The following is a 13,193-nucleotide window of genomic DNA, read 5'->3' on the forward strand; positions in this document are numbered from 1 at the left end:
CCGCCCTGCCCGCCGGACTCAGCCGCGCGCCAGCGTCAGCGCGTGGTCGATGCGCCGCAGCGCCTCGTCGCGGCCGCAGAGGTAGAGGGTATGGTCGATCGACGGCGACACCTGCGTGCCGGTGATCGCCACGCGCAGCGGCTGGGCGATCTTGCCCATGCCCAGCTCCAGCTTCGCGGCCACCTGCTCGATGACCTGATGGATGGGTTCGGGGCGCCACTCCACTCCGGCCAGCAGCGTCTTCGCCGCTTCCAGCACGGCGGCCGCGCTGTCGTTCTTCAGGTGCTTGGCGACGGCCTTGTCGTCCCACTCGGTGATGGGGCCGTACCAGATCTTCGCGCGCTCGGCCATTTCCTTCAGCGTGTGCACGCGATCGCGCAGGGCCACGATCACATCGGCAGGCTGCGGACCGTGCGCAACGTCGATGCCGGCTCGATCCAGATGCCAGGCAAACTCGGCAGCCAGCGCCGAGGGATCGTCCGTCTTGAGGTAATGCTGGTTGAGCCAATTGAGCTTCTCGGTGTCGAACCGCGAGGCGGCCTTGTTGACGTCGGCGGCATCGAACAGCCTGACCATCTCCTCGCGAGAGAAGATTTCCTGGTCGCCGTGCGACCAGCCGAGACGCACGAGGTAGTTGAGGATGGCGTGCGGCAGGTAGCCCTCCTCCCGGTACTCCATCACGCTCACCGAATTGGTGCGCTTGGAGAGCTTCTTGCCCTCCTTGTCGAGGATCATCGGCAGGTGCGCGAATTCCGGCACGGCCGCGCCCAGCGCGTGGTAGATGTTGATCTGGCGCGGCGTGTTGTTGACGTGGTCGTCGCCACGGATCACCTCGGTGATGCCCATGTCGATGTCGTCCACCACCACGGCGAAGTTGTAGGTGGGCCAGCCGTCGGAGCGGAAGATGACGAGATCGTCGAGTTCGGCATTGGCCCACTCCACGCGCCCCTTCACCTTGTCCTCGAACACTACCGAGCCTTCCAGCGGGTTCCTGAAGCGGATCACGCGGTTCGGATCCTCGCGGTACGGCTCGTTGCGGTCGCGGTAGTAGCCGTTGTAGCGGGGCTTTTCGCCCTTGGCCATGGCGGCCTCGCGCATCGCCTCGATCTCCTCCTTGCTCTCGTAGGCGTAATACGCCTTACCCTCGGCAAGCAGGCGATCGGCCACTTCCTTGTAGTGTGCGAGGCGGTGGGTCTGGTAGACCGGAGCCTCGTCGGCGGAGAGATCGAGCCAGGCCATCGCGTCCAGGATCGCCTGCACGGCTTCGTCGGTGGAGCGCTCGCGGTCGGTATCCTCGATGCGCAGCAGGAATTCGCCACCGCGGCGCCGCGCCTCCAGCCAGCAATACAGGGCGGTGCGTGCGCCGCCAATATGCAGGAAACCGGTGGGACTGGGGGCAAAACGGGTGCGGACGGTCATTGGCATGCTGGGAGTGCTACGGAGAAACCATGGATTTTAGCCGATACCACAGCCGGCTCGGCATGGCGGCATTACTGCTGGCCTGCTTCGCCACCACCGCGTCGGCGCTGGACAACCCCGGCTACGACCGCCCCGGCATCGGCTTCACGCCAGTCGTGCTGGGCAGCGGCGACATCACCGTGGAACAAGGTCTGCCGGACTGGAGCCTGGTCCGCGACAGCGGCGGCAGCAGCGCGCAATACACCGCCGACAGTCTGTTTCGGTTGGGCATCGGCCATTCGCTGGAATTGCAGCTCGGCAGCTCGTACAACCGTCTAAGCCAAGCCGGCGCGATCGATTACGGACGCGGCGACAGCACCCTGGCCCTCAAATTCGCGCTGCCTGCGCGCGGCAACTTCACATGGGGGCTGCTGGGCAGCGTGGAGTTCACCGACGGCGCAAGCGACTTCCGCAGTCCGCACCGCCAGTACCTGCTCGGTGCTGCCTTCAACTGGCAACTCGACGAACGGAACGGCGCCGCGCTGTATCTGGAAAACGTGCGCAGCGACGGCCACGACAGCCGCCAGTTGGCCGTCAACGACGGCTACGCATTCACGCCCAGATTCGGGGGTTATGTGGAATTCGACGTCATGGACACCGCCGGCTCGGGTCACGGCAGCCGCGCCGGCGCAGGCCTGGTCTGGATGCTCACGCCGCGCGTACAACTGGATGCCAGCATGCGCCACCGTCTCGATGGCGCGGCGCCCGAATGGGAGGCGGGCCTCGGCGTGGCCGTGTATTTCGGCCACTGAGACTTGCCGCCCGTCATCCTCCCGTCACATATCCGCCACCGGCACGCAAAGCCATTGCGCGAAGCTGCATGCAGGGTCACGCGAAGGCAAGCGTCATGCGCATCGGCATCGTCAGCGAAACTTGGCCGCCGGAGATCAACGGGGTCGCGCTCACCGTGAACGGCCTCGCCACCGGGCTTGCCGCCCGTGGCCACGCCATCGAGGTGGTGCGGCCGCGGCAGACGCGACCCAGCGTGGCCGACCCGCAGTTCGAAACCGTGCTCACGCGCGGCGCGGCGCTGCCGCGCTACCCCGGCTTGCGCTTCGGCCTCCCTGCCGGGCAGACCCTGAGCGAACGCTGGACGCAGGAACGCCCCGACGCGATCTACGTCGCCACCGAAGGCCCGCTGGGCGGCTCGGCCCTGCGCGCGGCCAATGCCCTGCGCATCCCGGTGGCCACCGGCTTCCACACGCGTTTCGACAGCTACGTCGGGCATTACGGCCTGCGCTGGCTGACGCCGCTGGTGCGCGGCCATCTGCGCCGCTTCCACAACCGCGCCCGCGCCACCCTCGTCCCCACCGACGCGCTGGCGCGCGAACTTGCCGAACTGGGCGTGGACAACGCACGCCTGCTGCGCCGCGCGGTGGACACGCAGCTCTTCCATCCCGGCCAACGCGATGCGGCGCTGCGCGCGCAATGGGGTGTCGATGCCGGCACGCCGGTGATGCTTTACGTGGGCCGCATCGCGGCAGAGAAAAACCTCGACCTCGCCGTGCAGGCGTTCCGCCTCGCGCAACGGCAGCAACCCATGATGCGCTACGTGTGGGTGGGCGACGGCCCCGCGCGCGCCGCACTGCAGGCAGCCAATCCGGACTTCATCTTCGCCGGCATGCAACGCGGCGACGCGCTGGCGCGGCACGTCGCCAGCACCGACCTGTTCCCCTTCCCCAGCCTCAGCGAAACCTTCGGCAACGTGATCCTCGAGGCGCTGGCCTGCGGCGTGCCGGTGGTCGCCTACCGCGAAGGCGCCGCGCGCGAGCATCTGCGCGACGGCTACAACGGCTATTGCATCGCGTCGGGCGACGCCGATGCATTCGTCACGGCCACCACCACGATGGCCGGCAACCCGGGTTTGATCCGTCACATGGGCCGCCGTGCGCACGAGAGCATGGCACGCCTGTCGCCGGATCAGGTGATCCGCGAATTCGAATCCCTGCTGCGCGAACTGGCCGAGGAGCAGCACCATGAACACGATACCGTCGTCGTCCATGCCTAGAACCATCGCCTTCGACCGCCGCGTCTGCGTGGCGGCAAACCGCTGGGGCACGCGCCGCGCCGTGGGCGTGTTCTTCGGCACCGTCAGCCGGCTCGGCAACGGCATGTTCTGGTATGCCTTGATGCTGGCCCTGGCCGTCATGGATGGCCGGCGCGGGTTGTTCGCCGCCGCGCACATGGCAGTCACCGGGCTGACTGCCCTGTGGCTCTACCGCGTGCTGAAGCGGTACACCCGCCGGCCACGCCCGTTCCGCGCCTGCCCTGGCGTGATCGCGCACGTGCCGCCGCTGGACGAATTCAGCTTCCCGTCCGGCCACACCCTGCAGGCGGTGGGTTTCACCATGGTGGCGCTGGCCTGGTATCCGGTGCTGGCGCCGCTGCTGCTGACCTTCACCGCACTGATCGCCGCATCGCGCGTGATCCTCGGCCTGCACTATCCCAGCGACGTGCTCGCCGCCATCGGCATCGGCGGCGCGCTGGGCGGCCTGTCGCTGTGGCTGGTGCACGCCTCGACCATGCTGGTCTGAGCAAGATCTGCGCATCGCGTCGCGCACCGTTGTGCGCTCAAGCACTTGCGACACCTATCCACAGGCTGTGCCCATGGGCGTCCACACTTGTTGTGGAAAACCTGCCATGCGCTGCGCAGAAATTCATCAGCGTGTGCCAAGTGCTTGTCGCCAAAGCGGTGAACCCGGTTTGTCCACAACTTTGTTCCGCAGACATCCACATCGGCTGTGGAAAACCGTGCGACGGAAACGACGATGCCGCCCACAGGCGGCATCGCGCTTTGCGCATCGAACGGATGAGACGAAACGGCGCGTATCGTAGACGCTGCGCTCCGCCCAGTTTCGCGACCTATCAGCCTGCGTTCGGCCACTCACGGAAAACCACGCAAACCGTCGTCTTGTCCAGCATGGCGAACTCGCGCGCACCCCACGGCCTGAGCGAAACGCTGCGCGAGTTGGGATGCAGGAGCTGCGGCGCGCGGGAAGACATTTCCTTGAATATCTCGTCGATGCAGTCTGTTTCCACCGCAAGCTCCGGGCGATCCTTTGCGGCGTACTCGGGACTTTCGACGATATAGGCCTTCGCACCATCGCGGGCGACGACGGCCATGTCTCCATCCTGATAGAGGATCTCGAATCCGAGGCCGCCGACGAAGAACTCCAACCCGTCCTGCAAATGGTCGTAGAAGATCTTTGGGATCAGATTCCTGAACATCGAAAATCCCTCCGTTGAAATCGGGGCCACGGGCAGCATGCACTCTTCCCGCAAGGCTTGCACCTTGCGCAAAAGCGACGATGCCGCCCGACGGCGGCATCGCGTCACGCAATAACGGGAAACGTCACGCTGCGCGCGGCGCCTTCTGCAACAGGTTGAGCAGGTCGGCGAGCTTGTCGCGCATCTCGCGGCGGTCGACGATCAGGTCGATCGCACCGTGCTCCACCAGGAACTCGGAGCGCTGGAAACCTTCAGGCAGCGTTTCGCGCACAGTCTGCTCGATCACGCGCGGACCGGCGAAGCCGATCAGCGCCTTCGGCTCGCCGATGTTGATGTCGCCCAGCATGCCGAGGCTGGCGGAGACGCCGCCGGTGGACGGATTGGTCAGCACGCTGATGTAGGGCACGCCGACATCGCGCAGCTTGGCCAACACGGCGGAAGACTTCGCCATCTGCATCAGCGAGTACAGGCCTTCCTGCATGCGCATGCCGCCGCTGGCGGCGAAGCACACCAGCGCGCTCTTCTCGGCCAGCGCGCGCTCGCCCGCACGGGCGAACTTCTCGCCGCCCACCGAACCCATCGAGCCGCCGACGAAACCGAACTCGAACGCAGTGGCGACCAGGGGCCGGCCCTTCAGGCGACCGCTCATCGCGACCAGCGCGTCCTTCTCGCCGCTGGCCTTCTGCGAGGCAATGATGCGCTCGCGATACTTCTTGGAGTCGCGGAACTTGAGCGGGTCGGTGGCCTCCATGCTGGGCCACAGCTCCTGCGTGGAGCCTTCGTCGAACAGCGCGAGCAGGCGCGTGCGGGCACGAATGGCGTGATGGTGCCCGCACTTGGGGCAGACCATCAGATTGCGCTCCAGCTCCGGCTTGTACAGCACCGAACCGCAACCTGCGCACTTCTCCCACACGCCTTCGGGCACCTTGCCCTTGCCTGCGCCAGAGCCTTGCGTGTGCGCACGCGGGTTCATGATTTTCTGCAGCCAGTTCATAGCGACGCCTCTGGTGAAGCTGGCATTCTAGCCGAGATCGCCCGCGGCACCGGACGCAGGCGTGTGGTGCGCTCCGTCAACGGGGCCGGAAATGGCGTTCGAGGTCTTCGGTCAGCCCGGGGCCGGCAGGCGCCCAGTGCAGCCGCGCCTTGGTTTGCGCGCTGGAAGCCGTCAGGTCGAGCCCGGCGAACATCCCCAGCCAGCCGAAATGCGCTGCGGCCTCCTCCGGCGACAACGAGGCCAGCGGCACATTCAATCCGCGGCCGATGACTTCGGCGATGTCGCGGAACGCCACGCCTTCCTCGGCCACCGCGTGGTAGCGAGCACCGGGCTCGCTCTTCTCCAGGGCGAGCCGGTAGAGATTCGCCACATCGAGGACGTGCGCCGCCGAGAAGCGGTTGCTGCCATCGCCCACGTAGGCGGAAACGCCTTTTTCGCGCGCCGTTGCGATGGCATAGGTAATGAGCCCGTGTCTGGCCGTGTCATGCACCTGCGGCAAGCGCACTACCGACACGTTGACTCCGTCCGCAGCCACCGTGCTGGCGGCCAGTTCCGAGGCTTTGCGTGGATTCGGATGCTCGAGATTGAAAACGTCCTCGGTAGCAGGCTCTCCATGTCCCGGGCTCCCCATGCCGACACCGGAGGTGATGACCAGGGGTCGATCCGAGCCGGCGAGCGCGGAACCCAATGCCGCGATGGCACGGCTGTCCTTCTCGCAATTGGCCACGAAGTTGGAGAAGTCGTGATCGAAGGCGCAGTGGATCACGCCGTCCGACCGGGCCGCGCCGCGACGCAGACTGTCTAAGTCCTCGAGGTCGCCTCGATGTGCCTCAGCGCCGGCTGAAGCCAAGGTCTGAGCACCGGCTTCCGATCTTGTCAGGCCGAGCACCTGGTGACCGTTGCGGAGCAGCTCCGCGACGATGGCCGAGCCGATGAAGCCGGTGGCGCCAGTAACGAATACACGCATGGAGTTGCCCTCTGCCGCGAATGGAATGGGCGCTACTATCAGCCCCCTCCTCCTGGCGATGAAGCCGTGACGTCATACGGGTATGAGCACTAACAGGAAGCCACTGCCGAACACGGAACCGAACGCGCTGGGCGCCTACCTCAAAGCCCGGCGTGCGAAGCTCGATCCGGCAACGCTGGGCCTGCCGCTGGAACGGCGCCGTACGCCAGGACTCCGGCGCGAGGAAGTGGCGCAACGCGCCCACGTCAGCGTGACCTGGTACACCTGGCTGGAACAAGGGCGCGGCGGCGCGCCCTCGCCCGATGCGCTCGAGCGCATCGCCGGCGCGCTGAAGCTCGAAGAAGTCGAGCGCGAGCACCTGTTCCTGCTCGCCCTGGGTCACCCTCCGGAAGTCCGTTTCCAGCCCGCCGGCGATGTAGCGCCCCGCTTGCAGCGCGTGCTGGACGCACTGGAATCCAGCCCGGCGTTGATCAAGACCACCACGTGGGATGTGGTGGCATGGAATCGCGCGGCGGCCGCGGCGCTTACCGACTACGGTACGCTAGCGCCCGAACAGCGCAACGTGCTGCGCCTGATGTTTCTCAACCCGCATGTGCGCGCGGCACAGCACCACTGGGAAAGCGTGGCGCGTTCCGTGGTGGCGGTGTTCCGTGCCGACGTGACGCGCACGGGTGCAGGCGCGTCGGAAGGCGTGCGCATCCTGATCGACGAGCTCGAACGGCAAAGCCCCGAGTTCGCCGCCATGTGGCGCGACAGCGACGTGCGCCACTTCGGCGGAGGCCGCAAGCAACTGACCCATCCGCAGGCAGGCGAGATCGCGCTGGAGTACTCGTCTTTCTCGGTCGACGGCCGGCCCGACCTGGGCATGGTGGTGTACAACCCGGCCACACCGGAGGACGCGGCCAGGATCCGCGAACTGATCCGTGCGCGGGAAGGCCGCTGACCGACGCTGTTCAGCGCGCGTCGAGCGCCTTCCGCACGGGTTGCAGGAACGCGGCCACGCGTCCGGCGACGTCCTCGGACGAGACCGCTCCCGCCAGCCTTTCCACCAACGCGCTGCCGATAACTACCGCATCGGCGAAACCGGCGATGGCCTTCGCGCTTTCCGCATCGCGCACACCGAAGCCCACGGCCACCGGCGCCTTCGCATGTGCGCGCACATCCGCCACGCGTGCGGCGATGTCCGTGGTGCTCAATCGCGCCGCCCCGGTGATGCCGGCGAACGACACGTAGTAGAGGAAACCCTCGGCAGCGGCGCACAGCTTCGACAGGCGATCCGGCGCCGTGGTGGGCGCGGCGAGCAGGATCTGTGCAAGACCAGCCGCACGCAGCGGCGCCAGCACCTCGGATTCTTCCAGCGGGCAGTCCACCAGCAGCACGCCATCGACGCCAGCCTGCACGGCTTCAGTCGCAAAGCGCTCATAGCCGTGGATCTCGATGGGGTTCAGGTAACCCATCAGCACCACCGGCGTATCGGCATCGCGGCGGCGGAACTCGGCGACCCATCCCAGCACGTCGCCCAGGCCCACGCCCTTGGCGATGGCGCGCTCGCTGGCGTGCTGGATCACCGGGCCGTCGGCCATCGGGTCGGAGAACGGCACACCCAGCTCGATCACGTCGGCGCCGGACTCGACCAGTGCGTGCATCAGCGCCACCGCATGTTCGGGTGACGGGTCGCCAGCGGTGACGAAGGGAATCAGCCCGGTGCGGCCGGCGGACTTCAGCGCGGCGAAGCGGCGGTCGATGCGATTCATACCTGCACTCCTTCGCGTGCGGCAATCGTGTGCACGTCCTTGTCGCCACGGCCGGAAAGATTGCACAGCACGATGCCGTCCTTCGGATATTCGCGCGCCAGCTTGACCGCCTGTGCGACCGCGTGGCTGGATTCCAGCGCGGCAAGAATGCCCTCGGTGCGCGCCAGCAGATGGAAGGCTTCCAGCGCCTCGTCGTCGGTGACGCCGACGTAGTCGGCGCGGCCGGCATCCTTGAGGAAGGCATGCTCGGGACCGACGCCGGGATAATCGAGGCCCGCCGACACCGAATGCGTCTCGGTGATCTGGCCGTCGTCGTCGCACAGCACGTAGGTACGGTTGCCGTGCAGCACGCCGGGACGGCCCGCCGCCAACGAAGCCGCATGGTGCCCGGTGGCAATGCCTTCGCCCGCCGCCTCGGCACCGACGATGCGCACCTCGCGATCGTTGAGGAAGGCATGGAACAGGCCGATCGCGTTGGAGCCACCGCCCACGCAGGCGGTGAGCACGTCCGGCAGGCGGCCGTACTGCTCCAGCAACTGCGTGCGCGCCTCGCGGCCCACGATGGCGTTGAAGTCGCGCACCATCAGCGGATACGGATGCGGCCCGGCCACGGTGCCGATGATGTAGAAGGTGTCGGCCACGTTGGTGACCCAGTCGCGCATCGCCTCATTCAAGGCGTCCTTCAACGTCTTCGAGCCGGATGTCACCGGCACCACCTCGGCGCCCAGCAGCTTCATGCGGTAGACGTTGATCTTCTGGCGCTCGATGTCGGTGGCGCCCATGTAGACCACGCACTGCAGCCCCAGCCGCGCCGCCACGGTGGCGCTGGCCACGCCGTGCTGGCCGGCGCCGGTCTCGGCGATGATGCGGGTCTTGCCCATGTGCCGCGCCACCAGCGCCTGGCCCACCGTGTTGTTGATCTTGTGCGCGCCGGTGTGATTCAGGTCCTCCCGCTTGAGCAGGATGCGCGCGCCGCCCACGTGCCGGGTCAATCGTTCGGCGAAATACACCGGGCTGGGCCGGCCCACGTAATGCGTGAGGTCGCGGTCGAGCTCGGCGATGAAGGCCGGATCCTGGCGCAGGCGCAGGTAGGCCTCGGTCAGTTCGGCCAGCGGCGCCATCAGGGTTTCGGCGACATAGCTGCCGCCGAACTGGCCGAAGCGGCCCTGGGCGTCGGGAAAGGCGTGGAAATCCCGGATCTCGGGCATGGGAACTCCAAAGGAAGATGCGGCGACAGGCTCACACCTTAGCGCCTAGTTCTCTGGTGAAAAAGCGAAAAGATCGCCCTGATACTTGAGTTAGACTCACAGCATGTCGGATCGCGACCTGCCCTCGTTGAATGCCTTGCGCGCCTTCGAGGCCGCCGCGCGGCTGGGCAGCATGAGCCTGGCCGCGCAGGAATTGCACGTCACCCATGGCGCCGTCAGCCGGCAGGTTCGCGCCCTGGAAGAAGCCCTGGGGCAGCCGCTGTTCGTGCGCCAGGGACGCGGTGTCGCACTCACCGCGACCGGCCAGCAGTTGCGCGAGCAATGCAGCGTCGCGTTCGGGCAGTTGCGGGAAGGCTGGCTGCAGTTGCGGAACAAGCGCGCCACTGCGGCCTGCGTGCTCGGCTGCTCCGGCAGCGTGCTGGCGCGCTGGGTGATTCCGCGGCTGGAGCGCCTGCGCCACGAACTGCCCGCGCTGACCCTGCACCTGGCCGTACAGGAAGAACCCGTGGTCGACCACCTGGCCAGCGTGGATGCCGCCCTGCTGCTGGCGGCGCCGCCCTGGCCAAGCAGTTGGCAGGTGCATGAGCTGGCGCCCGAACGCATCGGCCCCGTGCTGAGCCCGCGCTACCCCGGTGCCGACCGCCTGCGCGAACTGCCCGCCAGCGCGCTGTGCGACGAACCATTGCTGCATACCGCTTCACGCCCGCAGGCATGGCCGGAATGGGCACGCGCCATGGACCTGCCGCCCGAGTCGTTACAACAAACCCAGGCCCTGCCCCATCTCTACTTCCTGCTGGAAGCCGCCGCGGCAGGACTGGGCGTGGCCATCGCGCCGCAGCCGCTGGTGGCTGACGACCTCGTCAACGGGCGACTGCTCGCACCCTGGGGATTCCGCGAGACCTCCGCGTGCTGGGCGCTGGTTTCGACGCGGCGCACCGACGATGCGCGGCTTGCCGCGTTGGCGGACTGGCTGCGCCGCGAGCTGGCCGAGGCGTGAAAACGGGCGCGCTCAGAGATTCTGCCGCGCACCCTCCTTCAGTTTCTCCACGATCTCCGGCGTCTGCGGTCCCAGCACGCCGCGGCGATGCTCCGGGATGTGCGCCACGGTTTCCTCGCCGCCGAACACGTAGTAATCCAGCAGCCTTCGCCACTGCTCCCGCTCCGCCACCGGCAGCTCGCGGAAGGCCAGCAGGCAATGGAACAGCGCCGCCCTCGCATAGCCGGAGTTGTAGCCGGGCACGTCCACCGGGCTCCACCAATAGTTCATCAGCGCGTTGAGCTGCTGCAGCGACTCCACGTTGTGCCACCACAGCGGCGGGATGTAGATCGCGTCACCGGGATGCAGCTCCGCCACCTGCGCGGCGGCCAGCGCCTGCTTCAGGCGCGGGTAGCGCGGGTCGTCGGGCCGGTCCAGCCGCGCCAGGCTGATCGCCGCGCCGGTGGGCGCGAAATCCAGCGGACCGATGTAGAGGTTGGGCAACTGCTCCGGCGGAAACAGGGTGAAGCGCCGCGCGCCGCACAACACGCAGGCGATGTTGCGCATCGAGTCGAAATGCGTGGGCGTGGTGGCCTTGTTGCCCATCCACAGGCGCGGCTCCACCGCGGAATCGAGGAACGGCAGCCGGTGGTCTTCCAGCAGGCCCGGCAGGCATTCGCGCACACGTGCGCTCTGGATTACCAGCGCCGGCGCGTTCTCCCGCCGGCTGTAGTTGGCCAGCCGCTGCAGGCCCATGGTCACCGGCACTTTGAAGTGCTGGTAGCTCATCTCGCCCAGGTCCGCCGAGTAGCCGACGATGCCGTCGGCTTCCGGCGCCACCATCAGGGTGCTGACTTCGGCGCCGTTGTCCAGCTCGGCCAGCCGCTGCGCGAAAGCAGTATCCGACTGCAGTGCCAGTTGCACGATCGGCCAGTCGCGCACCAGTCCGCGGATCACCAGCGGGCGATCGCGGTCGACCAGGATGTGCGGGTCGAAAGGATGATCGGCATCGACCCGATACTCCTCCATCGCAGCCGGCACGGGCACCGTGCTGGAACCTTCGCTCATGGTTTGCCGTCCCCCTGGTTTGTACGGTGCGCCTCGTCCGCGGCGCGCACCGCCGCGATGAAATCCCGCAACTTGCCGGCATCCTTGATGCCCGGCGCCGACTCCACGCCGCTGGCCACGTCCACCGCCCACGGCCGCGCCACGCGTATCGCCGCACCCACGTTGCCCGCGTGCAGGCCGCCGGCGAGGATCACCGGCTGCGCAAGGTCACGAGGCAGCAGCGACCAGTCGAAGGCCTTGCCGCTGCCGCCGGCCTCGCCCGCGGCGTGGCCGTCCAGCAGCAGCGCGGCGGCACGCGGGTAATCCTGCAGGCGCGGCAGTGCGCCGGCCCCCTCTCCCATCGCGATGGCCTTGAGGTACGGGCGTCCGAACTGCGCGCACCAGCCGTCGGCTTCGCCGCCATGGAATTGCAGAAGATCCGGCTGCACCGCTGCAATGACTTCATCGACCAGACTGGCCTCGTCGTCCATGAACAAGGCCACGGCATCCACGAACGGCGGCAACGCGCGACGGATCGCCTGCGCCTGTTCCAGCGCCACCCGCCGCTTGCTGCGCGCGGTGAACACCAGGCCGATCGCATCCGCCCCCAGCCTTGCGGCCAGCAGGGCGTCCTCGGTGCGGGTCATGCCGCAGCACTTGATACGGGTCATTGCGAAACCTCCGCCGGCAAGCCCCAGTGCGCTTCGTAACGCGGCCCAAGGAAAGTCAGCCCTGACGATGGCGCGGTGGGCCCGGCCACTTCGCGATTACGGCCGGCCAGCAGTTCGGCGACCCACTCCGCCGGCTGCTCGCCGCGCCCCACCGGCAGCAGCGAACCGACGATGTTGCGCACCATGTGATGCAGGAAAGCATTCGCCTCGATCTCCACGATCACCTGCTCGCCCTCACGCCGTACGCTTACCGCCAGCACGCAGCGACGCGGGTGGGTGGCCTGACAGGAGACCGCGCGAAACGCGGAGAAATCGTGTTCGCCCAGCAGCGCCTGGGCCGCGGCATGCATGCGGGCGGCATCCAGCGGCAGGCGTTCCCAGGTGACATAGCGCGCATCCAGCGCCGCGCGCATCGGCCGGTTGAGGATGGTGTAGCGATAGCGCCGGCTGCGCGCGGAAAAGCGCGCATGGAAATCCTCCGCCACCGGCTGCGCCCACAGCACCGCCACGCTGAGCGGGAGGTTGGAGGTGGCACCTAACTGCCAGCTGCGCATCTCGCGTTCCACCGGCGCGTCGAAATGCACCACCTGGCAGCGGCCGTGCACGCCGGCATCGGTGCGGCCCGCACAAGTCACTTCGACCGGCTGCGCGGCGACCTTCGACAAGGCCTGCTCCAGCGCGCCCTGCACCGTGTTGCCGTGGGTCAGGCGCTGCCAGCCGAGGAAGTCGGTGCCGTCGTATTCGATGCCCAGGGCGATGCGCATGGATCGTGCTGTCGATTCAAAGCGGTGAGCGTAACAGGGCGCTCCTCCAACACGGAACGCCTGGAAGCCATGTACGGGCTCGTGAAGCAAACGGGCCGGCATGGCCGGCCCGTTTGCGGATCACCC

At 67.6% G+C, this 13,193-nt stretch carries 14 protein-coding genes; 5 read left to right on the forward strand and 9 right to left on the reverse strand.

Annotated elements, in window-relative coordinates:
* Nucleotides 1-18: 18 nt before the first annotated feature.
* Nucleotides 19-1,419, reverse strand: a complete 1,401-nt coding sequence (gltX, locus tag IHE46_RS14870; RefSeq protein WP_192165452.1) for a glutamate--tRNA ligase — start codon at nucleotides 1,417-1,419, stop codon at nucleotides 19-21.
* Between the two features lie 29 nt (nucleotides 1,420-1,448).
* Here gltX and IHE46_RS14875 point away from each other — a divergent pair, with 29 nt between their 5' ends.
* The 3 genes from IHE46_RS14875 (at nucleotide 1,449) to IHE46_RS14885 (ending at nucleotide 3,992) form a co-directional block, all read left to right on the forward strand.
* Nucleotides 1,449-2,210 carry a transporter gene (locus tag IHE46_RS14875; RefSeq protein ID WP_192165453.1) on the forward strand — a complete coding sequence of 254 codons (762 nt, stop codon included), beginning with the start codon at nucleotides 1,449-1,451 and terminating at the stop codon, nucleotides 2,208-2,210.
* 95 nt (nucleotides 2,211-2,305) lie between these two features.
* On the forward strand, nucleotides 2,306-3,466 hold the full coding sequence (locus IHE46_RS14880; protein WP_192165454.1) for a glycosyltransferase family 1 protein: 1,161 nt from the start codon (nucleotides 2,306-2,308) through the stop codon (nucleotides 3,464-3,466).
* Complete coding sequence (locus tag IHE46_RS14885; RefSeq protein WP_192165455.1) at nucleotides 3,435-3,992, forward strand: phosphatase PAP2 family protein; 558 nt, start codon at nucleotides 3,435-3,437, stop codon at nucleotides 3,990-3,992. The genes IHE46_RS14880 and IHE46_RS14885 overlap by 32 nt, the downstream gene beginning before the upstream one ends.
* Nucleotides 3,993-4,323: 331 nt before the next feature.
* Here IHE46_RS14885 and IHE46_RS14890 read toward each other — a convergent pair whose 3' ends face one another.
* From IHE46_RS14890 to IHE46_RS14900, 3 genes are all read right to left on the reverse strand, one after another.
* Nucleotides 4,324-4,725 carry a hypothetical protein gene (locus tag IHE46_RS14890; RefSeq protein WP_225563091.1) on the reverse strand — a complete coding sequence of 134 codons (402 nt, stop codon included), beginning with the start codon at nucleotides 4,723-4,725 and terminating at the stop codon, nucleotides 4,324-4,326.
* A gap of 85 nt (nucleotides 4,726-4,810) precedes the next feature.
* Nucleotides 4,811-5,680, reverse strand: coding sequence for an acetyl-CoA carboxylase, carboxyltransferase subunit beta (gene accD / locus IHE46_RS14895; RefSeq protein WP_192165456.1), 870 nt, complete (start codon nucleotides 5,678-5,680; stop codon nucleotides 4,811-4,813).
* A 76-nt stretch (nucleotides 5,681-5,756) separates the two neighbouring features.
* Entirely contained in the window at nucleotides 5,757-6,647 is an 891-nt protein-coding gene (locus tag IHE46_RS14900) for an SDR family oxidoreductase (RefSeq protein WP_192165457.1), read from the reverse strand.
* Between the two features lie 82 nt (nucleotides 6,648-6,729).
* Between IHE46_RS14900 and IHE46_RS14905 the strand changes: the two genes are divergently transcribed.
* Nucleotides 6,730-7,590, forward strand: a complete 861-nt coding sequence (locus IHE46_RS14905; RefSeq protein WP_192165458.1) for a helix-turn-helix transcriptional regulator — start codon at nucleotides 6,730-6,732, stop codon at nucleotides 7,588-7,590.
* 10 nt (nucleotides 7,591-7,600) lie between these two features.
* On the opposite strand, the gene trpA is transcribed toward IHE46_RS14905, so the two are convergent.
* Both trpA and trpB read right to left on the reverse strand, forming a co-directional pair.
* Nucleotides 7,601-8,401: a tryptophan synthase subunit alpha gene (gene trpA, locus IHE46_RS14910; RefSeq protein WP_192165459.1), complete on the reverse strand. Its 801-nt coding sequence runs from the start codon at nucleotides 8,399-8,401 to the stop codon at nucleotides 7,601-7,603.
* Nucleotides 8,398-9,609 carry a tryptophan synthase subunit beta gene (trpB, locus tag IHE46_RS14915; RefSeq protein WP_192165460.1) on the reverse strand — a complete coding sequence of 404 codons (1,212 nt, stop codon included), beginning with the start codon at nucleotides 9,607-9,609 and terminating at the stop codon, nucleotides 8,398-8,400. Before trpB ends, trpA begins: the two co-directional genes overlap by 4 nt.
* Nucleotides 9,610-9,712: 103 nt before the next feature.
* On the opposite strand from trpB, the gene IHE46_RS14920 reads away from it, so the two are divergent.
* Nucleotides 9,713-10,606 carry a LysR family transcriptional regulator gene (locus tag IHE46_RS14920; protein WP_192165461.1) on the forward strand — a complete coding sequence of 298 codons (894 nt, stop codon included), beginning with the start codon at nucleotides 9,713-9,715 and terminating at the stop codon, nucleotides 10,604-10,606.
* Nucleotides 10,607-10,618: 12 nt separating this feature from the next.
* Here the strand turns inward: IHE46_RS14920 and IHE46_RS14925 are convergent, their stop codons facing one another.
* The 3 genes from IHE46_RS14925 to truA are packed head-to-tail and all read right to left on the reverse strand — an operon-like array spanning nucleotide 10,619 to nucleotide 13,067.
* Nucleotides 10,619-11,653, reverse strand: a complete 1,035-nt coding sequence (locus tag IHE46_RS14925; RefSeq protein ID WP_225563092.1) for a cupin-like domain-containing protein — start codon at nucleotides 11,651-11,653, stop codon at nucleotides 10,619-10,621.
* Nucleotides 11,650-12,303, reverse strand: a complete 654-nt coding sequence (locus IHE46_RS14930) for a phosphoribosylanthranilate isomerase (protein WP_192165462.1) — start codon at nucleotides 12,301-12,303, stop codon at nucleotides 11,650-11,652. Before IHE46_RS14930 ends, IHE46_RS14925 begins: the two co-directional genes overlap by 4 nt.
* Nucleotides 12,300-13,067 (reverse strand): tRNA pseudouridine(38-40) synthase TruA, encoded by a 768-nt coding sequence (gene truA, locus IHE46_RS14935; RefSeq protein WP_192165463.1) that lies wholly within the window; start codon nucleotides 13,065-13,067, stop codon nucleotides 12,300-12,302. The genes IHE46_RS14930 and truA overlap by 4 nt, the downstream gene beginning before the upstream one ends.
* Nucleotides 13,068-13,193: the final 126 nt, after the last annotated feature.

The organism is Rhodanobacter sp. DHG33, assembly GCF_014843005.1.
GTDB lineage: Bacteria > Pseudomonadota > Gammaproteobacteria > Xanthomonadales > Rhodanobacteraceae > Rhodanobacter_A.